This is a genomic window from Sphingomonas sp. BK345 (assembly GCF_014193845.1).
GTDB lineage: Bacteria > Pseudomonadota > Alphaproteobacteria > Sphingomonadales > Sphingomonadaceae > Sphingomonas.
Map to the genome: position 1 here is coordinate 938,416 of NZ_JACHZX010000001.1, position 20,774 is coordinate 959,189.

General features: G+C 71.8%; 18 protein-coding genes. 8 read left to right on the top strand and 10 right to left on the bottom strand.

Features of this window, described 5'->3' with window-relative positions:
* Window positions 1-57: 57 nt before the first annotated feature.
* From sdhA to sdhC, 3 genes are read right to left on the bottom strand one after another with little or no spacing between them, the layout of a single operon-like run.
* The gene (sdhA, locus tag FHY03_RS04270) at window positions 58-1,860 is read right to left on the bottom strand and encodes a succinate dehydrogenase flavoprotein subunit (protein WP_183921997.1); all 1,803 of its coding nucleotides are present in this window, start codon (window positions 1,858-1,860) and stop codon (window positions 58-60) included.
* Complete coding sequence (sdhD, locus tag FHY03_RS04275) at window positions 1,860-2,237, bottom strand: succinate dehydrogenase, hydrophobic membrane anchor protein (protein ID WP_183921998.1); 378 nt, start codon at window positions 2,235-2,237, stop codon at window positions 1,860-1,862. The genes sdhA and sdhD overlap by 1 nt, the downstream gene beginning before the upstream one ends.
* Window positions 2,238-2,666 (bottom strand): succinate dehydrogenase, cytochrome b556 subunit, encoded by a 429-nt coding sequence (sdhC, locus tag FHY03_RS04280; RefSeq protein WP_183921999.1) that lies wholly within the window; start codon window positions 2,664-2,666, stop codon window positions 2,238-2,240. It abuts the gene before it with no gap.
* 182 nt (window positions 2,667-2,848) lie between these two features.
* On the opposite strand from sdhC, the gene FHY03_RS04285 reads away from it, so the two are divergent.
* The 4 genes from FHY03_RS04285 to FHY03_RS04300 all read left to right on the top strand — a co-directional run bounded on the left by FHY03_RS04285 (window position 2,849) and on the right by FHY03_RS04300 (window position 7,490).
* Complete coding sequence (locus FHY03_RS04285; RefSeq protein WP_260158638.1) at window positions 2,849-4,204, top strand: methyl-accepting chemotaxis protein; 1,356 nt, start codon at window positions 2,849-2,851, stop codon at window positions 4,202-4,204.
* Between the two features lie 29 nt (window positions 4,205-4,233).
* Window positions 4,234-5,583 (top strand): methyl-accepting chemotaxis protein, encoded by a 1,350-nt coding sequence (locus FHY03_RS04290; protein WP_221189961.1) that lies wholly within the window; start codon window positions 4,234-4,236, stop codon window positions 5,581-5,583.
* Between the two features lie 274 nt (window positions 5,584-5,857).
* Window positions 5,858-6,553 (top strand): SDR family NAD(P)-dependent oxidoreductase, encoded by a 696-nt coding sequence (locus FHY03_RS04295; RefSeq protein ID WP_183922000.1) that lies wholly within the window; start codon window positions 5,858-5,860, stop codon window positions 6,551-6,553.
* Window positions 6,543-7,490: a 50S ribosomal protein L11 methyltransferase gene (locus tag FHY03_RS04300; protein ID WP_183928929.1), complete on the top strand. Its 948-nt coding sequence runs from the start codon at window positions 6,543-6,545 to the stop codon at window positions 7,488-7,490. Before FHY03_RS04295 ends, FHY03_RS04300 begins: the two co-directional genes overlap by 11 nt.
* Window positions 7,491-7,686: 196 nt before the next feature.
* Here FHY03_RS04300 and FHY03_RS04305 read toward each other — a convergent pair whose 3' ends face one another.
* Window positions 7,687-8,049, bottom strand: a complete 363-nt coding sequence (locus FHY03_RS04305; RefSeq protein ID WP_183922002.1) for a response regulator — start codon at window positions 8,047-8,049, stop codon at window positions 7,687-7,689.
* Window positions 8,050-8,081: 32 nt separating this feature from the next.
* Here FHY03_RS04305 and FHY03_RS04310 point away from each other — a divergent pair, with 32 nt between their 5' ends.
* Window positions 8,082-8,363, top strand: a complete 282-nt coding sequence (locus FHY03_RS04310; RefSeq protein WP_183928931.1) for a DUF3572 family protein — start codon at window positions 8,082-8,084, stop codon at window positions 8,361-8,363.
* Window positions 8,360-9,010 carry an HAD family hydrolase gene (locus FHY03_RS04315; protein WP_183928933.1) on the top strand — a complete coding sequence of 217 codons (651 nt, stop codon included), beginning with the start codon at window positions 8,360-8,362 and terminating at the stop codon, window positions 9,008-9,010. Before FHY03_RS04310 ends, FHY03_RS04315 begins: the two co-directional genes overlap by 4 nt.
* Window positions 9,011-9,040: 30 nt before the next feature.
* On the opposite strand, the gene FHY03_RS04320 is transcribed toward FHY03_RS04315, so the two are convergent.
* Together FHY03_RS04320 and FHY03_RS04325 are read right to left on the bottom strand one after the other, a co-directional pair.
* Window positions 9,041-11,905 carry a TonB-dependent receptor gene (locus FHY03_RS04320; protein WP_183928935.1) on the bottom strand — a complete coding sequence of 955 codons (2,865 nt, stop codon included), beginning with the start codon at window positions 11,903-11,905 and terminating at the stop codon, window positions 9,041-9,043.
* A gap of 62 nt (window positions 11,906-11,967) precedes the next feature.
* Window positions 11,968-14,328, bottom strand: a complete 2,361-nt coding sequence (locus FHY03_RS04325) for an endo-beta-N-acetylglucosaminidase (protein WP_183928938.1) — start codon at window positions 14,326-14,328, stop codon at window positions 11,968-11,970.
* Window positions 14,329-14,567: 239 nt separating this feature from the next.
* Between FHY03_RS04325 and FHY03_RS04330 the strand changes: the two genes are divergently transcribed.
* Both FHY03_RS04330 and FHY03_RS04335 read left to right on the top strand, forming a co-directional pair.
* Complete coding sequence (locus FHY03_RS04330; RefSeq protein ID WP_183922007.1) at window positions 14,568-15,038, top strand: RidA family protein; 471 nt, start codon at window positions 14,568-14,570, stop codon at window positions 15,036-15,038.
* Window positions 15,039-15,281: 243 nt separating this feature from the next.
* Window positions 15,282-16,412: a GNAT family N-acetyltransferase gene (locus FHY03_RS04335; RefSeq protein ID WP_183928940.1), complete on the top strand. Its 1,131-nt coding sequence runs from the start codon at window positions 15,282-15,284 to the stop codon at window positions 16,410-16,412.
* A 99-nt stretch (window positions 16,413-16,511) separates the two neighbouring features.
* Here FHY03_RS04335 and FHY03_RS04340 read toward each other — a convergent pair whose 3' ends face one another.
* The 4 genes from FHY03_RS04340 to FHY03_RS04355 form a co-directional block, all read right to left on the bottom strand.
* Window positions 16,512-16,739, bottom strand: coding sequence for a BrnA antitoxin family protein (locus FHY03_RS04340; protein ID WP_183928942.1), 228 nt, complete (start codon window positions 16,737-16,739; stop codon window positions 16,512-16,514).
* Window positions 16,726-17,001 (bottom strand): BrnT family toxin, encoded by a 276-nt coding sequence (locus tag FHY03_RS04345; protein WP_183928944.1) that lies wholly within the window; start codon window positions 16,999-17,001, stop codon window positions 16,726-16,728. Before FHY03_RS04345 ends, FHY03_RS04340 begins: the two co-directional genes overlap by 14 nt.
* Before the next feature lie 108 nt (window positions 17,002-17,109).
* Window positions 17,110-18,813, bottom strand: a complete 1,704-nt coding sequence (locus FHY03_RS04350) for a hypothetical protein (protein ID WP_260158639.1) — start codon at window positions 18,811-18,813, stop codon at window positions 17,110-17,112.
* A gap of 10 nt (window positions 18,814-18,823) precedes the next feature.
* Window positions 18,824-20,770 (bottom strand): hypothetical protein, encoded by a 1,947-nt coding sequence (locus FHY03_RS04355; protein WP_183928946.1) that lies wholly within the window; start codon window positions 20,768-20,770, stop codon window positions 18,824-18,826.
* Between the last annotated feature and the right edge of the window lie 4 nt (window positions 20,771-20,774).

Consider the following 20,774-nt stretch of genomic DNA (forward strand, 5'->3'; position numbering starts at 1 on the left):
GGAGCACGCTTCAGCTTCGATGAATTAGCCTCTAAGGGCTCGACCAAGGCGCGTTGATCAGTAGACGCGCTTCTTCGGCTTGATGTAGTCGACGTCGTCGGTGAGCGTGTAGTCGTGCACCGGGCGATAATCGATCGCGGTGGCGCCGCTCTTGCCGCCCCAGCCCTCGAAGGTCGTGATCGTGTGCTTCATCCAGTTGGCGTCGTCGCGCTCGGGGAAGTCCTCGTGCATGTGCGCGCCGCGGCTCTCCTTGCGGTTGGCCGCGCTCTTCATCGTCACCACCGCTTGGCCGATCAGATTGTCGAGTTCGAGCGTCTCCACCAGGTCGGTGTTCCAGATCAGCGAGCGATCGGTCACGCCGACGTCCTGGACGCCCTGGTAGATCGCCTCGATCTTCTCGACGCCCTCCGCCAGCAGCGCCGAGTCGCGGAACACCGCGCAGTGGCGCTGCATCGTCCGCTGCATCTCGCCGCGCAGCTTGGCGGTCGGCGTGCCGCCCGAGGCGTGGCGGAAATGGTCGAGCCGGCTCAGCGCCATCTCTTCCGAGCCCTTGGGCAGCGGGTTGTGCGGCGTGTCGGGCTTGAGCGTCTCCTTCAGCCGCAGCCCGGTAGCGCGGCCGAACACGACGAGGTCGATCAGCGAGTTGGAGCCGAGGCGGTTGGCGCCATGGACCGAGACGCACGCCGCCTCGCCCACCGCGAACAGCCCGGGGACGACCGAGTCGGGATCGCCGTCGCGCAGCCGCACGACCTCGCCGTGATAGTTACACGGCACGCCGCCCATGTTGTAATGGACCGTCGGGGTGACCGGCAGCGGCTGGCGCGTCAGGTCGACGCCCGCAAAGATCTTGCCCGTCTCGGTGATGCCGGGCAGCCGCTCGTGCAGCACCTTGGGATCGATATGGTCGAGGTGGAGGAAGATATGGTCCTTCTCCTTGCCGACGCCGCGGCCCTCGCGCATCTCCATCGCCATCGAGCGCGCCACGACGTCGCGGCTGGCGAGGTCCTTGGCGCTGGGGGCGTAGCGCTCCATGAAGCGCTCGCCCTCGGAGTTGGTGAGATAGCCGCCCTCGCCACGCGCGCCCTCGGTGATCAGCACGCCCGCGCCGTAGATGCCGGTCGGGTGGAACTGCACGAACTCCATGTCCTGCAGCGGCAGGCCGGCGCGCAGTGCCATGCCGTTGCCGTCGCCGGTGCAGGTGTGCGCCGAGGTGGCCGACTGGTAGACGCGCCCGCCGCCGCCGGTGGCGAGCACCACCGCGTGCGCGCGGAAGCGGTGGATCGAGCCGTCCTCCATGCACAGCGCGATCACGCCGCGGCAGGCGCCGTTCTCCATGATGAGGTCGAGCGCGAAATATTCGACGTAGAAGTCCGCGTCATACTTCAGGCTCTGCTGGTAGAGCGCGTGGAGCATGGCGTGGCCGGTGCGGTCCGCTGCGGCGCAGGTACGCTGCACCGGCGGGCCCTCGCCCATGTTCTGCATGTGGCCGCCGAACGGGCGCTGGTAGATCGTGCCGTTGTCGTTGCGGCTGAACGGCACGCCGGCGTGCTCCAGCTCGTAGACCGCGGCGGGCGCCTCGCGCACCATATATTCGATCGCGTCCTGGTCGCCGAGCCAGTCGGAGCCCTTGACGGTGTCGAACATGTGCCACGACCAGTGATCGGGCGAGTTGTTGCCGAGCGAGGCGGCGATCCCGCCCTGCGCCGCGACGGTGTGGCTGCGCGTGGGGAACACCTTGGTGATGCAGGCGGTCTTCAGCCCGCTCTCGGCGATCCCCATGGTCGCGCGCAGCCCCGAGCCGCCCGCACCGACGACCACCGCGTCATAGGTGTGGTCGATGATCTTATACGCGTCGGACATCAGGCGGCAGCTCCGAAGGCGACCTTGAGGATCGAGAAGATGGCGACCCCGGCGGTCGCGGCGGTGAACACGTTGAGCAGGATCGTCAGCACGAAGCGGTTCTCTTTGTGCGAATAATCCTCGATCACCGTCTGCAGCCCGAGGCGGAAGTGGTAGAACACCGAGGCGATCAGCAGCGCCATCGGCACCGCCGCCCAGGCCGAGGAGAGCCACAGCCGCACCGTGGTGTGATCATAGGACGGCAGCATGGCGATCGACGCCAGGAACCACACCAGCAGCAGGAAATTGGTGCCGGCGGTAATCTTGTGGTGCCACCAGTGATGCGCGCCGGCGTGCGCGCTGCCCAGCCCGCGGACGCGGCCGATCTCGGTCGTCATTTACTTGATCCCCACGAGGAGAAACCAGAAGCCCGCGGTGAGCAGCACCGACATCACGAAGGTGAGCACCGCCAGCGTGCGGTTGACCTTCAGCTCGAACGCCGCGCCGGTGTCGAGGATGAGGTGGCGGATGCCGCTCATCATGTGCTGGAACAGCGACCAGGTCAGCCCGACGCCGACGATCCAGCCGAGCGGGTTGAGCGCGCCGCTCGCGGTGGTGAACACGTCGAGGAACACGCCGTACGCCTGCGGCCCGGCGGCGATCGCGGCGAGCCACCAGACGAGCAGCAGCGTGCCCACCGTCGCCATGCCGTCGCCGGTGACGCGGTGGAAGATCGAGGCGGTCATCGCCGGCGACCAGCGATAGTGCAGCCGCAGCGGGCCGCTGAACAGATGCGGGCTGCGCGGGCGGGCGGGTTTGGAGGCCAAGCGCTGGGTTCCTCGGGTGACGAAAACGACGGACAGATTTGGCGCTGCCTATGCGTCCAGCGGCGCGCCGATGCAAGCTTGGTGCCGGGTCCCCCGAGGGAAACGACGGTGGTTGCCTAACCCACTATTAACCCGTGAGCGGTAGCTACGGTCGCGACTCTGACCCCAGCGGGAGCCGCTCCTTGTCCCACGACCTGCCGCCGATCGGATCGGTCGCCGCCGCCTTCGACCTCACCGCCCGCTTCCGCGTGTTCGACGTCGACGGGCGGCTGACCCAGGCGTCGCGCGACGTGTGGGAGGCGCTGGCACCGCGCGCTCGCGCGATCGCGCAGGCCTATTGGGAGCAGTGGCAGCGCTGCTTCGCCGACCGCCGTTCCTGGGCACAGCACGAGAGCGAGCGGATGATCGAGCTCGGCTGCATCTTCCTCGAGAACCGCTTCCTGCGCACGCGCGAGCGCGCCTGGATCGAGTCGATCGAGCGCTCGGTGGCGGGCGCCTACGCCGCTGACGTCACCCCGATGGCGCTGCTGTCGATGATCAGCGCCAGCGACCGCGCCGCGCTGGAGGTGCTGATGGCGTCGGTGGCGCGCGACGATCCGCGCCTGCCCGAGATGCTCGACACGCTGATGCGGCTCTCCGCGCTGGAAGGCGAGATCACGGTGGAAATGTACGCTTCCTATCGCGAGCATCGCGCGCAGGTGGCGCGCGACCGGCTCGCCGCCGAGTTCCGCGACGGCATCGCGGTGACGGTGGAGGACACCACCCGCGAGGGCGACCATCTCCGCGCCCAGGCCTCGCACGCCTCGTCGGCGGCGCGCGGCATGCTCGGCAAGACCAGCGAGGTCGCCGCCGCGGCGGAACAGTCCGCGGTCGCGATGCGCGACGCCGCCTCGACCGCGGCCGGGCTGATCCGCGCGATCGAGGACGCGCGCGCCGAGGTCGAGGTCGCCGCCGACATCGCGACTCGTGCCGCCGGCCAGGCGGGTGACGCGGTCAACGTCTCGGGCGCGCTGAGCGACCACGCCAAGTCGATCGAGTCGATCCTGGGGCTCATCCGCGACATCGCGGGGCAGACCAACCTGCTCGCGCTCAACGCCACGATCGAGGCGGCGCGCGCGGGCGACGCCGGGCGCGGCTTCGCGGTGGTGGCGCAGGAGGTGAAGAGCCTCGCCAGCCAGACCGCGCGGGCGACCGACGACATCGCCGCCAAGATCGCCGCGATCCAGGCCGCGACGCGAGTCACCGTCGACACCTCGGCCTCGATCCGCACCACCGTCGCCGAGGTACAGGATTCGGCGACGCGGATCCGCCATGCGATGGAGTCGCAGGCGCAGACCGTCACCGCGATCACCGCCGCGGTGGACGAGACCGCGCTCGCCGCCGACTCGATGTCGCACACGATTGCCGCGATTCGCGAGGACACCGAGACGGTGGCGACCGAGATCGACCGGCTCGGCGCCGGCTTCGACTCGCTCGCGGGCCGGCTCGGCGCGCTCGACGGCCATGCCGGCGACTTCGCCAGCAAGGTCGCGGCCTGATCCCTCTTCCCCGGTCCGAGTGAGCGTCGATGCGGATGGTCCACCACGATGAGCGCGGCCTGGCCGATCGCGTCGGCGACTTCGACTGGGACGGCGGCATCCTGCCGGCGTGTCGCGAGATCGCCGACCTGCTCGACGCCACCGACGGATGGCGCCAGGTCGCGCGCACCTTCTGGGACCATCTGCTGGCGCTGCCGACGCTGCCCGCGGCGACGCGGGACATCCCCCCGGAGCGGCTCGCCGACCAGCTCGGCCGCGCCACCCATTACATGCGGCTGCGCTACACCGAGCCGTTCAGCGACCGCTGGCACGCGATGGTGGTCGGTCAGGTCGACGTCTCGCAGGCCAATGGCGTGCCCCTCACGCTGCTGCTCGCCGCGCTGACCCGCGCACACGGCCACACGCTGTCGCTGCTCGCCGCGGGCTGCGCCGGCGACGCGGCCCGCCTGGAGCGGCTCAGCAATGTCGTGCTGCGGCTGGCGATGATGGAATCGGACCTGATGGCGTCGCGGCTGGGGGAGCTCTCGCTCGACGCGGTCCGCTCCGCCCGGGCCGAGCGCTCGGCGGCGTTCCGCTCGAGCATCAGCGACGGCATCGGCGCGATCGCCGCGCGCGGCCATATCGTGCGCGAGAAGGCGCGCGCGGCAGCGGGCTCGACCCGCGGCATGCTCGACAAGACCAGCGAGGTCGCCACGGCGGCGGAACAGTCCGCGCTGGCGATGCGCGACGCCGCCGCGACCGCGGCCGGGCTGATCCGCGCGATCGACTCGGTGCAGAACGACATGCGCGCCTGTACCATCACGCTGGAGGATGCCAACGCCCAGGCCGAGGACGCGGTGAGCGCCAGCGCGGCGCTGAGCGACCATGCCAAGTCGATCGAGTCGATCCTGGGGCTCATCCGCGACATCGCGGGGCAGACCAACCTGCTCGCGCTCAACGCCACGATTGAGGCGGCGCGCGCGGGCGACGCCGGGCGCGGCTTCGCGGTGGTGGCGCAGGAGGTGAAGAGCCTCGCCAGCCAGACCGCGCGCGCCACCGACGACATCGCCGCCAAGATCGCCGCGATCCAGGCCGCGACGCGAGTCACGGTCGACACCTCGGCCTCGATCAAGGACACGGTGGGCAAGGTCCGGCGCTCGGCGGTGCAGGTGACCGCGGCGATGCAGCTGCAGGCGCAGACCGTCACCGCGATCACCGCCGCGGTGGACGAGACCGCGCTCGCCGCCGACTCGATGTCGCACACGATCGCGGCGATCCGCGAGGACACCAACGACGTCACCGGCGAGATCGTCTCGCTCGGCCACGCCTTCGAGCAGATCGGCGACCGCTTCGACACGCTGCGCGACTCGGCCGAGAGCTTCTCGGCGAGCGAGGGGTAAGGGTGCGTGCGATAACGCTTCGAGACGAGGCTTCGACAGGCTCAGCCTCTCCTCAACGCGAACGGGACAACATACCCCTCCGTTCGTGCTGAGGAGCCGCCGAGCCGCGAACGAAGGAATGACCCACCGTTCGTGCTGAGGAGCCGCTGAGCCCGTCGAAGCGGCGCCTCGAAGCACCGCCCGCTCGTGGCGAGAGCGCTTCGCGGCAAACCGGCTCACCCCCACCCGCGCAACCCTCTGGCCCCGCCCCCCGCTTCCGTCCTATCGCGGCCGCATGGTCAACATCCTCCTCACCGGCGCGAGCCGCGGCATCGGCGCCGCCATCGCCGCGACGCTCGACGCCACCCCCGATGTCGTGCTCGCGCGCCACGCCACCGCGAGCGACCTCGCCGCCGACTTCGCCGACCCCGCCGCCCCCGCGCGCCTGTGGGACGCCGCGCTCGACCGGCTCGGCGGCCGCGTCGACGTGCTGATCAACAACGCCGGCGTGTTCGAGGCCAACCCGCTCGACTCGGACGACTGGGTCGCCAACTGGGAGCGCACGCTGCGGATCAACCTCACCGCCGCGGCCGAGCTCAGCCGGCTCGCGGTGCGCCACTGGCAGCAAGGCGGCCGCGGCGGACGGCTGGTCAACGTCGCCAGCCGCGCCGCCTATCGCGGCGACAGCCCGGCACACTGGCATTATGCCGCCGCCAAGGCGGGCATGGTGGCGATGACCAAGACGATCGCGCGCGGCTATGCCCGCGACGAGATCCTCGCCTTCGCGATCTGCCCCGGCTTCACCATGACCGGCATGGCCGACGACTATCTCGCCAGCCGCGGCGGCGACAAATTGCTCGCCGACATCCCGCTCGGCCGTGTCGCCCAGCCCGAGGAAGTGGCGGCGGTGGCGCGCTTCCTCGCGCTCGAGGCGCCACCGTCGATGACCGGGGCGGTGCTCGACGTGAACGGGGCCAGCTATGTCCGCTGAGGCGATCGACAGCTGGCGCGTCACCTTGCCGTGCACCCGCGCCGAGGCGGAGGCGATCGACGCCGCCGACGATCTCGCGATCGACGCGGTGCTGATGACCAGCGAGGAGGTCGAGGACGATCGCGAGCGCTGGCGGCTCGACGCGTACATGGAGCACGAGCCCGACGCCGCGATGCTGGCCGCGCTGCGCGCGCTGGTGCCGAGCGCGGCGGCGACCGAGCCGGCGGTCACCCCGCTCACCGCGCAGGACTGGGTGACGCTGAGCCAGGCCGGGTTGGAGCCGATCAGCGAGGGGCGGTTCGTCGTCCACACCAGCGCGCATCCCGTGGAGGTGCCGCCGGGCGGGCGCGCCTTCCTGATCGACGCGGGCCAGGCGTTCGGCACGGGGCATCACGCCACCACCTCGGGCTGCCTCGCGATGCTCGACTCGCTCGCCGACCGGACGGTGAGCAACGTCATCGACCTTGGCACCGGCACCGGACTGCTCGCCTTCGCCGCGCGGCATCTCTGGCCCGCGGCGCAGGTGACCGCGACCGACATCGACCCCGCCGCGATCGCGGTGACGCGCGAGAACATGGCGGCCAACGCGGTCGACGACATCGCGCTGGTGGTGGCGGACGGCGCGCTCTCCGAGGCGATCGCGGCGCGCGCGCCCTACGACCTGGTGATCGCCAACCTCCTCGCCGGCCCGCTGATCTCGATGGCGCCCGAGGTGGCGGCGATCGCCGCGCCGCGCGCCGCGATCGTGCTCGCCGGGCTGCTCGAGACGCAGCGCGGCGAGGTGGTGGCGGCGTTCGAGCGCTGCGGCTGCGCGCTGGAGGCGGTCGACCGCCGCGGCGACTGGACGATCCTGCGGCTGGGCGCGGGCGCTACCCGCTACGTGCCGGAGCAGGCGCCCGACCCGCGCGGGCGCGACGGCTGGGCGCTCGATCTGTAGGGTAGAGGCGATGGCGGGCGGTCGCGGAGCTCTACCTCGCCTCATGAGCCTGTTCCCCGGCGAAAGCCGGGGCCCAGGTGGGAAGGCGGCGGTGGGTCTCATCAGCGTCCCCCAACTGGACCCCGGCTTTCGCCGGGGAACAGGGACGAGGCAGAGAGTATCGCTCAGCCGCGCGCGGGCGGCACCGCCGCGCTGCTCACACAAGCGCCCCCACCGCGGTGATGAAGCGCGCCAAGGTGATCGGCTTGGAGATGTACGCGTCCGCCCCGGCCGCGCGGATGCGATCCTCGTCCTCGCGCCCGGCATAAGCGGTCACCGCCATCACCGGGATATGGCGCAGCGCGGCGTCGGCCTTCAGCTCGAGGATCAGCTCATAGCCGGTGACGTGCGGCATCTGGATGTCCATCACGATCAGGTCGGGCATGAAGGCGCGGGTGCGCTCCACCGCCTCGCGCCCGTCGCGCACCGGCTCGACCGCGAAGTCGTGCGCCCGCAACAGGTCACAGAACAGCTTGAGATTGAGTTCATTGTCCTCGACAACGAGCACCCGCTTGGCCACGCGCCGCTTTCTCCTCTGACGCCAGATAGATAATGGTCCGAACCGATCCAAACCAGCCCGACGCGGCCACGATCGCGCTCGACGCTCTCGCCTGGACGCTTAACGAACCGTTGCGCGCCGAGCGACTGATCGGCGTGACGGGGCTCGCGCCCGACGACCTGCGCGCGCGGCTGCGCGACCCTACCGTTCTCGCCGCGTGCCTCGCCTTCCTCGAGGCGCACGAACCCGATCTTCTCGCCTGCGCCGCGGCGACCGGTACCACCCCGGCCGCGCTGGTCGCGGCGCGCGCCCGACTGGAGGAAGCGCCACGATGACCCGACCGCTGCTGATCAGCGACTGCGACGAGGTCTTACTCCACATGGTGCGCCACTTCGCCACCTGGCTCGACGAAGCGCACGACATCGAGTTCCGTTATGACAGCTGGGAACTGGCCAAGAACATGCGCCGCCGCGGCGGCGCTGCGCTGACGCAGGAGGAGATGTTCGGCTATCTCGGCGGCTTCTTCCCCGCCGAGATGGCGCGCCAGACGCTGGTGCCGCACGCCGGCGCGGCGCTGGCGCGGCTGGCCGAGCGCGCCGACATCGTCATCCTCACCAACCTCGAGGACCAGTGCCGCGCCCACCGCATCGAACAGCTGGAGCGCTTCGGGATCGCGCATCGGGTCGAGTGCAACCAGGGCGGCAAGGGCGCCCCGGTGGCACGACTGGTGGCGGAGCACGGCGACCCGGTGACCGTTTTCGTCGACGACCTGCCGCACCACCACGAATCGGTGGCCAAGCACGCGCCCGGCGTGTGGCGGCTCCACATGATCGCCGAGCCCGCACTCGCCGCGGGCGTGCCCGCCGCACCGCTGGCGCACGCGCGGATCGACGACTGGCGCGCGGCCGAGGCCTGGATCGACGAGCGCTTCGCCGCGGGCGAGCCCGCGCCCGCGGCGGAAACGACGGCGGCACGGGCATGACCAGCGCGTGCGCGCGCCGCCGTCCGTCCGTCAGAAGCGCAGCCGCGCCCCGGCGTTGACGCGGCGATAGGAGATGCCGCGCTCGATGAAGCGCGACTCCACCCCGCCGTAGATCAGGCTGTCGGCGTCGCCCAGGTTGGTGACGTCGGCGAAGAGCTGCAGCATCGGGTTGAAATTGTATCGCAGCGCGAGATCGACCTGGCCGTAGGCGGCGTGGACCTGGTCGACCCCCGCCCCGCCCCAGTCGCACGCCATCGTCCAGCGCGAGCGCCAATTGTACGAGGCGCGCAGCTCCAGCCGGCCGTCATCGTAGAAGCCGCTGGCATTGTACGAATCGGGCGAGATGCCGGTGAAGCCGCACGCGCCCGCGGCACCGCGCGTCGTGGCGTCGACATGCGTGTAATTGGCGCTGGCGCCCAGGCCGGAGAGCCAGCCGAAGCGATCGTCCAGCGTATATTGCGCCGCCACCTCGACGCCGTCGACCCGCCCGCGCGCCAGATTGACCGTCTGGGTGACGAAGACGCGCTCGGGCGCGAGCGGCAGCGTCGCCTCGATCGTGCGCGACTGGAACAGGTCGGAGAGATCCTTGCGGAAGCCGGTGACCGAGACGTAGCTCACCTTGGAGAGATAATATTCGAGCGACAGGTCGTAATTGGTCGCGAACTGTGGCTTGAGCGCCGGGTTGCCCAGCCCCAGCGTCAGCCGCCCGGCCTGCCCGCCCCATGACTCGCCGTAGCGCAGATCGTTGAGGTCGGCGCGGCTCAGCGCGCGCCCCACCGCGCCGCGCAGCAGCAGCTCGGGGGTGATCTCGTAGCTCAGGTTCGCCGAGGGCAGCACCGCGGTGTAGCGCGCGCCCTGCGCCTGCGGGCCGGCGGGCGAATAGGCGAACACGTAATTGGTGCCGCCCGGCGGCAGCGTGATCGCGGTGACGGTGGAGCCGTAACCGCGCGACTCGGTGTCGACGTGGACGAGGCGCGCGCCGACATTGCCCGACAGCGCGCCCGCGGCCAGCGTCGCGTCGGCATAGCCGGCGGCGACCCGCTCGCGCGTCGCGAAGCTGCCGCCGGGATCGTACACCAGCGCGAGCGGGCCGCCCGGCATCTTGGGGTCGGACCCGATCAGCGCGCAATTGCCGGTGCAGCTGGTCGTCCCATCGGCGGCGCGCGTCGGCAGGTAGCTGCTGCTATATTGCCCGCGGCGGTCGAGCTGCGCGGGCTGCGACAGCCACGCGATCAGCCGGTGCGGATCATAGCCGAAAAACTGGCGGCTCGGCGGCTTGACCGCGCCGTGCAGGAAGTCGTCGCCCAGCGTCATCGGCCGCAGCAGCGAGGGGTCGACCGGGAAGGTCAGCGTGTCATAGGGATCGGAGCGCGAGCTGTCATTGTCCTGCCCCTTGGTGCGGTCCTGATAGTCCGCGCCGAGGCTGATCGCGCCGATCACCGACGCGCCCCGGCGCCAGCGCGCGCCCAGCTGCGCCTCGGTGAGGCGATCGTCGACCGTCTGCCCCCAATTGCCGGAATAGCCGAGCCGGATCCGCGCGGGATCGGTGAACACCGTGTCGCTCGTCGCGATCTGCGGATTGCCCTGCTTGAAGGCGTAGCTGACGTCGTTGGCGGCGTAGTTGCCGATCAGCACATAGGGATCGAAGCGCTTGTCGCCGGTGGCGCGGCCGTGGGAGACATCGGCGGTGATCGTCAGCGCGTCGCTCGGCCGCCACGCCGCGTTGAGGCCGAGGTCATAGCTCTCCGCGAGCCGGTCGCGCGAGCGGATCACCGAGAGGTTCTGCGGCTGCGCCACCTGCCTCCCCGCCAGCGCGGCGGCGACCGCGGGGGCATTCAGGGACGCCTGCCCGGGATAGGTGCCCGCGGTGACGATGCCGTCGCGGTCCACCGTCGGGTCGATGATCGTGTTGCCGAACACGAGGTTGACGATCGAGTCGCCGATCTTCTGGTCCAGCCGCGTGTAGAAGCCGTCGGCGCTCAGCGTCAGCCGGTCGCTCGGCGCGACCTGGAGCGCGATGCTGCCGAAATAGCGTTTCGTGCCACCGTCATAGGTGCCGTAGCTCGCCTGCCGCGGGCCGTTGAGCTGCTCCGAGGTGACCACCGGCGCGGCGGCGCCGCCGCGGACGACGTGGAAGGCGGCGGCATCCCATTGGTTGATGCGCGCATAATCGCCCGACATGCGGAAATCGGCGTAGGAGCCGGACACCAGCACGCCCACGGTCTTGGCCGGATTGACCCAGGAATAGAGGCCGCTGACATTGGGGCGGACGGTGTGGGCGCGCTCCACCGTCATGCCGCTGAGCGACAGCGCGCCATAGCTCTTCCCGATCGTCAGCGGGCGCGGGGTGAGGATGTTGACGGTGGCGCCGATGCCGCCCTCGGTCAGGCTCGGCAGCATCGTCTTGTTGACGTCGATGCGCGAGATCATGTCGGCGGGCAGCACGTCGAAGTTGAAGCTGCGCCCGCGCCCGCCGCCGTCGGCCGACCAGGCGCCGGTGTCGGACGGCAGGGTGCGCCCGTCGAGCAGCACGTTGGTGAAGTCCGGCCCCAGCCCGCGCGCGGCGATCTGCTGCCCCAGGCCGAAGCCGCGCACCACCTGCACGCCGGGCACGCGCTGGAGCGACTCGGCGACGTTCACCTCGGGGAACTTGCCCGCGTCCTCGGCGGAGATGCTGTCGATCACGTTGGGCGCGAGCCGCTTGGCGGAGAGCGCCGAGGCGAGGCTGGCGCGGATGCCGGTGACGACGATATCCTGCGCGCCGGTCTCGTCCCCGTGCGGGGAAGGTGCGCGGTCCGCCGCCGGAGCGACGGGCTGCTGCGCCGAGGCGGCGGCCGGCAGCAGGGTCAGCGTGGACACGCTCGCCAGAAGCGCGAGCCGCCGCAGGATGGTCATTGTAGTCTCCCCTCTCGTTGACTGGTGGCCCGGCGCGCGCGTCGGGCCGCGATCCCCCCGGATCAGACGCGGAGCCGCGCCGCGCCGCCGCGTCGGCTTTCGCCGATCGCCTGCACCTCGATGATCGCCGACGTGGTTCCCGCGGGCAGCGCGGCGGGGCCGTAGAAACACCGACCGTCGATGCGCCCGAGCCAGCGGCGCGCGCCGCCTGGCGCGTCGACGCGGAAGACGTCGAAGCGCCCGTCGTCGTCCCAGCGCAGCCCGAGCCCGATCGCGCCGGTCGCGGCGTCGACGACGCGGCGATCGAGCCGCAACCCGCGCGGCGCCGCGAACGAGACGTGATCCTGGGCGGTGACTGCGAAGCGCCCGACGCGCAGGTCGAACGGCGCGGCGCCGTTGTCGCCGGGCTCGAACCCGAGCAGGATGCTCGCCACGCGGCGGCCGACGAAGCGGCCGAGCGCGAGCCGGCTGAGCGTCCAGCCGCCCTCGCCCGCGGCCGGCCAGCCCGGCGGCAGCGGCAGCCACTCCGCCTGGTCGGGTCGGTCGGCGAAGATCAGCCCGAGCCGGGAGCGCGCGCGGTCCGCCGCGCTGGCGAGCGTCACGAGCTCGACCGCGGTCGCGCCCGTCACCGCGATGTCGGTCTTGAACAGATGGACCCGCGTCGCCGCATCGGCGCCGAGCAGGCCGTGCACGCGCAGCGACGAGCCGCCGTCATAGGCGATCGCCTGATCGAGGCCGACGTCGAGCAGACCGGGCAGTGCCGCGGCGACGCGGTCGGTCAGCCCGTCGAACGGCGCGCGCCACCATTGCCAGGTCGGCAGCACGTCCTGGATGCCGAGGTTGAACCAGGCGGCGTCGCCGACGCGTCGCCCCTCGACGAAGAAGGACCGCCCCTCGCCCTCGTTGAAATGCGTGGCGAACGGTGCCGCGCCGATCACCGAGCGCTCGGCGATGAAATTGGCCACGCCGTAGGTGATCGGCAGGTCGGCCTGGTCGGGGCTGAAGCGCGCGAGCGTGCCGTCGGTCGTCGCCCATTCGGACAGGCGGTAGAAGGTCGTGTCGCCCCAGCTGAGCCGGCCGCTGTCGTACATCGCCTGCTGCGCTTCGCTCGGCGCGTTCGACAGCGCAGGGTTCTGCGTCTGGCCGCTGTAGACCAGCCGCTCGATCGTCGCGACGTCGGCGGCCGCGTCGAGGAAGGCGGCGCCGCGCGCGGCCTGGCGCGCGCGCCACAGGTTGAGGCAGCCGTCGTCGACCGAGTAAAGCTGGAGCCCGCCACCGCGTGCGGTCCCCCCCTCCTGGCCGGTCCCACCGTTCGGGCTGATCACGCGCGGCGCCGCGACGCCGATGAACCCCGGCCCGGGATAGAGCTGCAGCCCGAAGAAGACGTCCTCGGGGGCGCGCTGGAACGCGCTCGCGCCCGACGCGAGCGTCGCCGGGTCGGCGGGCCAGCTGGTGCAGCAGCCGCCCGGTCCGTTGTAGCCGCTCCAGCCCTGGTCGATCATCACGGTGTCGGCGGCGGGGGCGCCGCTCGCGTCGGGCGCGAACAGGTCCCTGAGGTCGCCGTGCCCGTCGTAATGCTGGAGATGGAACGGCGCGACGCGCGCGCGCCGCGCCGCCGCGTGCATCGCCGCCATCAGCCCGGCGACCTGCGCCTTGGCCTGGGCGGAGCCGAGCTCGTGGTTGACGAAATAGCCGTCGAACCCGAAGTAACGCGCCAGCGCGACCAGCTTCTCCGCGACGCGCTCGACCGGCACCACGCTGCCGTCGAACAGCCGCGCGTCGGGCTGCCAGATCGTCCCGAGGCAGAGCGCGCCGTTGCGATGCGCCGCGTCGGTCAGCGCCGGGTTGGGGACGATCCCGGTGCCGCCCCATTGCACCACGATGTCGTGCACGCCGAGCCGCCGCGCGACCTGCACCCCGCCCGCCGGGCTGGTCGCGTGTCGCACCGCGCGCCAGACGTCGGGCACGTCGGGCGCGATCGTGCGGTTGGTGGTGGCCAGCGTGGCGGCGCCGGCGCGCGGGTCGAGCCGCGGGTGCGCCTGCGTGGCGGCGAAGGGCGCGATCCGCGGCGCGAGCGGCACGGTCGAGCGGAAATAGGCCGCATCCGGGTCGGCCGCCGGATCATAGGCCATCAGCCGCGCGAAGGCATCGGTCGCGCCGCCCGGCAGCAGCGGCAGGATCGGCGCCGCACCCGATACCTCGCCGGGCGCTACCGCCCCCGCACCCAGCGAAAGCCGCTCGATCGGGCCCAGCGCCTCACTGCCAGCGGCCGCAACGTCGCCGTCGCGCCCGCCGCCGAGCACCGCGGCGAGACTCGCGCTGGAGAGGAGGCCCAGGCCGGCGAGGACGACCTCGCGGCGCGCGATCGCTGCGGTACCGTGCGCGACAGCGACGGCGGAATCAGTCGAGGATTGGTCTGCCATGTTCCGTCACCCCCTCCCGGCCGCCCCTTCGCTCGCCGGCATCACGCTGCGCGCTGCCGGACCGGGACGTGCTCACTCGAACTGAGGCCATGATAGGAAGGGCGGCGTGCGGGCCCCGGCGCGTCGCGAGAAATTTTGAGCCGGCGCGATGTGGCGCGGCGTTCGGCGCGATGCGGCGTCGACCCGGACTCGACCGTCCCCGACTTGACCCGCGCGGGCGCGCGCCGCAGGGACAGTGCATGACCGATCGTATCGACCGCGCGCTCGCCGAGCTCGGCCTGACGCTGCCCCAGGCCGCCGCCCCGGTGGCCGCCTATGTCCCCGTCGTGGCGGCGGGCGGGTTCCTCCACGTTTCGGGCCAGCTGCCCTTCAAGGACGGCGCGGTCGTCACCGGCCGGCTCGGCGACGACGTCTCGCTCGAGCAGGGGCAGGACGCGGCGCAGCGCTGCGCGCTGATGCTGGTGGCGCAGCTCAAGGCGCACCTCGGCTCGCTCGAGCAGGTCACGCGGGTGGTGAAGCTGGGCGTGTTCGTGAATTCCACCGCCGACTTCACCGACCAGCCCAAGGTCGCCAACGGCGCCAGCGAGCTGATGGTCAAGCTGTTCGGCGACGCGGGCAAGCACGCGCGCTCGGCGGTGGGCGTGGCGGCGCTGCCGCTCGGCGCCGCGGTGGAGGTCGACGCCATCGTCGAGGTCGCCGCCTCGCTCTGACGCTGGACGGTCAGAGGCAGTGACGCGCTCTGCCCGGGTGATCACCGTCATCCCGGCCTCGAGGCGCGATCCATCTCTCCTCAAGAGCGTCGGCCGATGCGTGCCCGGCACCATGGATCCCGGGTCAAGCCCGGGATGACGGTGATGGGCGGGGCGATCGACGGCACCGAACCGGCGGACGAAACCGCACTCTCCGCGCCTGCGTCCTTTAACCCCAGCGCGCGCCGCCCTAATTAGGCGGCGATGACCTCGCTCACCGCGCGAATCGCCGAGGGGGTCGGCGCCGTCCCCGCCGACCAGTGGAACGCCTGCGCCGGCACCGCCAACCCTTTCCTCAGCCACGCCTTCCTCGCCGCGCTGGAGGAATCGGGCAGCGTCGGCGGGCGCAGCGGCTGGCAGCCGATCCCGGTGGTGGTCGACGGTGCCGACGGCACCCCCGCCGCGATCGCACCGGCCTATGCCAAGAGCCACAGCCAGGGCGAATATGTCTTCGACCACGGCTGGGCCGACGCGTGGGAGCGCGCCGGCGGTGCTTATTACCCCAAGCTCCAAATCGCGGTGCCCTTCACCCCCGTGCCGGGGCCGCGGCTGCTGCTGCGCGATCCCGATGCCGCGCCCGCGCTGATCGCCGCGCTGGAGGCGGTGGCCGACCGGCACGACCTCTCCTCGGCGCACGCCACGTTCGTTGCCCCCGACCAGATCGCGCCGTTCGAGCACGCCGGCTGGCTGATCCGGGAGGGCACGCAATATCACTGGCAGAACCAGGGCTATGCCAGCTTCGACGACTTCCTCGGCGAACTCGCCAGCCGCAAGCGCAAGGCGATCCGCAAGGAGCGCGCCGCCGCTGCGGAGGGGTTGACGATCCGCCATCTCAGCGGCGCCGCGATCGGGCAGCGCGAGTGGGACGTCTTCTGGCGCTTCTACCAGGACACCGGCAGCCGCAAATGGGGCCGCCCCTATCTCACCCGCGCCTTCTTCCCGCTGCTCGGCGCTGCGCTGGGCGAGCGCGTGCTGCTGGTCCTGGCCGAACGCGACGGGGTGCCGATCGCGGGCGCGCTCAACCTGATCGGCGACGATGCGCTGTACGGCCGCTACTGGGGTTGCACCGAGGAGGTGCCCTTCCTCCACTTCGAGCTGTGCTATTACCAGGCGATCGACGCCGCGATCGCGCGCGGGCTGAAGACGGTCGAGGCGGGCGCGCAGGGCGAGCACAAGCTGGCGCGCGGCTATGTCCCGGTGCCGACCTGGTCGGCGCACTACATCCCGGACGCGTCGTTCCGCCGCGCGGTGGCGGACTTCCTCGTCCGCGAGCGCGCCGCGGTGGCGCAGGAGCAGGAGTTCCTGGGCGAGATGACCCCGTTCCGGCGGGGGTGAGGCCGCACCAGCGAGCGGTAGCGCTCATGCCACGATCCTTGCCATCGGAGCTGACGTGCTCCGGCGTGCGCCGGAGCACGACCGACGTTGGATGGCCCGCTAGATCTCGCCGGCCGACACCAGGCGACCGAGCACCGCGTTGACCCGGGTCTGCCAGCCGGGGCCGCTCGCGCGCAGGTGCGCGACCGTCGCGGCGTCCAAGCGAATCTTGACCTCCACCTTCGGTGCCTCCGATCGCGGCCGACCGCGCCGCGACGGCGTCATCCCTGCCATGAAGGCCGCATCTAGCGGCGGATTATCGTCGTGCTCGGTGTCAACGGAGGCCATGATAGAATCTCACCTCGTGCTTCTCCGCCCTGCGCAGGCTGATGGCGCGTATCGCAAGATCGTGAGATCCCTCAGCGAACACCAGCACATGCAGCCGGTCCGCGATGAATCCGAGCGCCACGAAGCGAACCTCACCGTAGTCGAAACGGTCATCCTCGCGTTCGAGCGCCGTTTCCCAGTCGAACGCTGCGGCAGCCTTTAGCGACAGGCCGTGCCGCTTCATATTGGCGCGATCCTTGGCCGGGTCGAGCTCGATCTTCATGGGGGTCGTACAATCACGCGCGCGCCGTCGCAACGATTTATCGTGCACCCATCAACTCAAGGCACGTTCTCCCCGTCATCATAGGCGATCCGTCGCCGTCCCGGCCTGCTACCGCTCCTGTTCCACCCGCAGCCGCTCGAGCCGCTCCTGCTCGCGCTCCTGCCGCTCGCGCAGCCGCTCGAGCCGCTCGCGGCGGCGTTGCATCCGCTCGATCAGCCACTTGGGCACGCCCAGCTCCTCGTCGCTGGCCTCGATCGGCGGCGCATCATGGTCGACGCGGAACAGCACCGAGTTGCTCGACGGCGACCGCCACACCGGCACCAGGCCGGCGGTGAAGCGCGGGTTGTACGCCGGCGGGCGGATCAGCCAGACATAGTCAAAGGCGTCGCGCGGGAAGCGCGCCAGCGCGTAATTGGCCGGGCGCCACCATTCGTACGGGCATTTCACCGAGGTGACGATCTGCGTCGGATCATGCGCATAAGGCCCCGCCTCGCCGTAGCGCACGGTCAGCAGTTGCGCCCCCGCCATCGACCATTGGTCGTCGGTATAGGCCAGCCGCCGCTCCAGCGCGATCGCGGGCAGATGCTCCAGCCGCGACATGCGCCAGGCGTTGACGCAATTGTGCCCGACGAAGCTGATCAGCCGCGCTCCGATCGGCACGTGCGGCAGCGCCGCGAGCTCGGCGTCATAGTCGGCGTCGAAGCGCGCGAAGCTGATCGTCGTGGCAGTGAGGCGCACCGCGTAGAAGCTCAGCCCCGCGGCGGCGAGCAAAGCCGCGTGGCGCAGGTCCGCGCCGGGCTTGGGCCGGATCGCGATCACCGCCACCGCGACCATGAAGGGCGCCATCCGCATGTCGGCATAGGCCGAGCCGAACACGATCCGCGGCAGCAGGATGTACACCAGCAGCATCAGCAGCGCGGACAGGCCGAGGTGGCGGGAATAGCCGATCCGCGGGTCACGCACGGCCTTGAACAGCACGAGGTAGATCACCGCCATGCTGGCGACGTCGAACCACAGCCAGCGGTCGCGCAGCGCCATCACGATCCAGGCGATCTTGGTGCGCCAGTAGAAGAAGTCGGCGGTCTGCCCGGTGACATCCGCGCCCGAGCGCCACGCCACCATCAGCACCATGGGCAGCGCCAGCGGCACGCAGCCCAGACCGGCGCGCACCCAGCTCTCCAGCCAGTGCCCCCCCGCCCGATCCTTGCGCAGGTCGTGCTGGCGGATCAGCTCGCTCGAGAAAGCGAGCACGCCCAACACGCCCCAGCCGAAGGTGTGGCACACCCACAACAGGCACGACAGCGGCACGAACAGCGCCGCCCGCAGCGTGAACCGCCCCAGCCGCGCCAGCCGCAGCCACAGGCCGAACAGGCACAGCGCCCAACTCATCGACAAGGCGAAATTCACGAAGCCGAAGTGGAACGGATAGCCATAGGCGAGCGGCAGCGCGAACAAGGCGGTCGGCGGGATGCGCCCGTGCACCTCGCGCGCGATCCACAGCAGTCCGCCGACGGTGAGCGCGGGGATGGTCAGGATGATCAGCTTGACCGCCGGCTCCAGCCCGATCAGCGGCGCGAGCGGCTCGATCAGCAGGTCGACCCCAAGGTTGCCGATCAGCGACCAGCGGAACTGGTACCAGTCGATCAGCCACGGGTGCGCGCCGCGGTCGAGCTGGACGCGATAGCGCCCCATATGGCCGGGCAGGTCGACGATCGGGGGGATGTCGGGCCACAGCAGCGGCACGCACGCCGCCACCATGGCGGCGAGCACGAACCACCGCGTCTGCCACCAATGGAGCCGGTCTGCCTGCATCGCGAGCGCCTTAAGGGCGCGCGGCCCCCGCGGGCAAGGGGTCGCGCGCGACACGCCACGCGAGCACCGGACCGCGCACCTTGAGCGGTGTTAGCCAGGCGACCCGCTCGCCGCGCTCCAGCCGCGCCCACAGGCCGTCGGGCGCGGCGGCGCGATAATGTGCCAGCTCGGGCAGGCCGGGGCAGGCGATCAGATAGTCGGCGCCGCTCGCCGCCACGATCGCGCGCGCGCGATCGGGCGGCAGCGTGTAGCCGAGCAGCACCCGCTCCATCGCGCGCGCGCCGCGGTGATAGCCGCCCGCGATCGCGCGGTGACGCGTGCTCACCAGCAGCTCGGGGGTGATGTCGATCGGCGCGAACACGATGCCGGGCGGCGGCGCGGCGAGCGCGCGCACGTCGGTGGCGGTGGCACAGCTCGGCCGGCGCGAGTCGTCGCGCGCGCGCTCGACCGGGCCGGGCACGAGCAACAGCGCGGCGGCGGCGACCTGGCCGGGCGAGGCGAGCAGCAGCGCGCCGAGCGTGGCGAGCATGCGCGGCAACGGCGCGGTGAGCCGGCGCGCGCGCGTCAGCAAGGTCGCGAGCAGCACCGCGGCGCCGGGCACCGAGAGCGCGTTGGCGGTGGCGGCGGCGCGGCTCACCCAGACGGCGATCGCGGTCGCGGCGAGCAGCAGCAGCAGGTAGAGCCACCAGCGCTCGCGCGCGGCCTCGGTCAGCCCGCGCGGCGGCAGGCGATGCAGCGCCAGCGCGGTGCCCGCTAGCCCGGCGAGCGGCAGGCCGATCGCGGCGGCGGCGAGCGCGGGCGGCTGGTCCCACAGCGGCCGGCCTTCGAGCACGTCGAGATACCACAGACGATACACGAGCGGCGGCAGCGTCGCGAACGGCCCGGCGAGGCAAGCCGGGGCGAGCGCGAGCAGCGTCGCCGCCGCGGCGGCACCGGCAAGCGCGAGGAGAAGGAGACGGAGCGTCAGCTGGGCGGGTGTTCCTGTACAGGCAGGAAGGCGAAGCGGCGAGCGGCGCGCGTCCCCTGCGCCATCGGGCACAACGCCACCGTCCGGCTCAAGGAGTCCTGACCGAAAGAGCTGGGATCCTACCCGGGATGACCGGAGGAACGAGGCGAACGGTCCACCCCCGACCGATCGCCCCGCCCCCACCGCCACCGTCAGCCCCGCCGCGGCGACCCACAGCACCGCGAGCCACGCCGGCGCCACCGCGTCGCACGCCGGCTGCGCCCATAGCGGCCCGCGCGTGGCGAGGTGGAGCGCGCTCGCCGCGCCCGCCAGCGTCCAGCCGAGCGTCACCACCATCGCCCCGCGCGCCGGCCGCCACGCCCAGCCGAGCGCGGCGATGCCCACGGTGGCGGCGGCGATCGGCAGTCCCTCGAGCGAGATCGTCAGCAGCACCGCCAGCGCCGCGCCCGCGAGCGCGCCGCTGCGCCGCGTCGGCGGCGCCAGCAGCGCCGCGGCGGTGGCGAGGGCGGCGGCGACCTGCCAGCCGTGATGGTCGATCCGGAGCGGGCGCAGCTGGAACAAGAGCGGCGAGGCCAGTGCCACCAGCAGCACCGCGTAGGGCACGCGCGCCCGCCCCGCGAGCCGTCGCGTCAGCAGCGCGGCGAGCGCGGTCACCGCCAGCAGCGTCAGCAGCGGCACCAGCACCAGCGCCACCCGCTCGGCGCCGCCCGCGCCCAGCAGCGGGCGCAGCGCCAGCATCGCGCCCGCCAGCGGCAGGTCGACCAGCCGCGACCAGTGCATCGGGAAGTCGCCGCGGTTGAGCCGGTGCTGTGCAACGTCGAACCAGCCCTGCCCGCCGAGCCAGTCGCGCACCTCGAGCAGCCGCATCGCGTCGTCGGCGTCGAGGAACATCCGCACGCGGATCGCGTCCCAGCTCGCCGCGACCAGCAGCAGCGACATCAGCAGCCAGCCGGCGAGCACCGACACGGCGGGGCGCCGCCGCAGCGTCATCGCA

What these genes read in the sequence shown, in the direction of transcription:
- sdhA (WP_183921997.1), bottom strand. Translation starts at nt 1,860, where the DNA reads ATGTCCGACGCGTATAAGATCATCGACCACACCTATGACGCGGTGGTC.
- sdhD (WP_183921998.1), bottom strand. Translation starts at nt 2,237, where the DNA reads ATGACGACCGAGATCGGCCGCGTCCGCGGGCTGGGCAGCGCGCACGCC.
- FHY03_RS04290 (WP_221189961.1), top strand. Translation starts at nt 4,234, where the DNA reads ATGCGGATGGTCCACCACGATGAGCGCGGCCTGGCCGATCGCGTCGGC.
- FHY03_RS04295 (WP_183922000.1), top strand. Translation starts at nt 5,858, where the DNA reads ATGGTCAACATCCTCCTCACCGGCGCGAGCCGCGGCATCGGCGCCGCC.
- FHY03_RS04300 (WP_183928929.1), top strand. Translation starts at nt 6,543, where the DNA reads ATGTCCGCTGAGGCGATCGACAGCTGGCGCGTCACCTTGCCGTGCACC.
- FHY03_RS04310 (WP_183928931.1), top strand. Translation starts at nt 8,082, where the DNA reads ATGGTCCGAACCGATCCAAACCAGCCCGACGCGGCCACGATCGCGCTC.
- FHY03_RS04315 (WP_183928933.1), top strand. Translation starts at nt 8,360, where the DNA reads ATGACCCGACCGCTGCTGATCAGCGACTGCGACGAGGTCTTACTCCAC.
- FHY03_RS04320 (WP_183928935.1), bottom strand. Translation starts at nt 11,905, where the DNA reads ATGACCATCCTGCGGCGGCTCGCGCTTCTGGCGAGCGTGTCCACGCTG.
- FHY03_RS04325 (WP_183928938.1), bottom strand. Translation starts at nt 14,328, where the DNA reads ATGGCAGACCAATCCTCGACTGATTCCGCCGTCGCTGTCGCGCACGGT.
- FHY03_RS04330 (WP_183922007.1), top strand. Translation starts at nt 14,568, where the DNA reads ATGACCGATCGTATCGACCGCGCGCTCGCCGAGCTCGGCCTGACGCTG.
- FHY03_RS04335 (WP_183928940.1), top strand. Translation starts at nt 15,282, where the DNA reads ATGACCTCGCTCACCGCGCGAATCGCCGAGGGGGTCGGCGCCGTCCCC.
- FHY03_RS04340 (WP_183928942.1), bottom strand. Translation starts at nt 16,739, where the DNA reads ATGGCCTCCGTTGACACCGAGCACGACGATAATCCGCCGCTAGATGCG.
- FHY03_RS04345 (WP_183928944.1), bottom strand. Translation starts at nt 17,001, where the DNA reads ATGAAGATCGAGCTCGACCCGGCCAAGGATCGCGCCAATATGAAGCGG.
- FHY03_RS04350 (WP_260158639.1), bottom strand. Translation starts at nt 18,813, where the DNA reads ATGCAGGCAGACCGGCTCCATTGGTGGCAGACGCGGTGGTTCGTGCTC.
- FHY03_RS04355 (WP_183928946.1), bottom strand. Translation starts at nt 20,770, where the DNA reads ATGACGCTGCGGCGGCGCCCCGCCGTGTCGGTGCTCGCCGGCTGGCTG.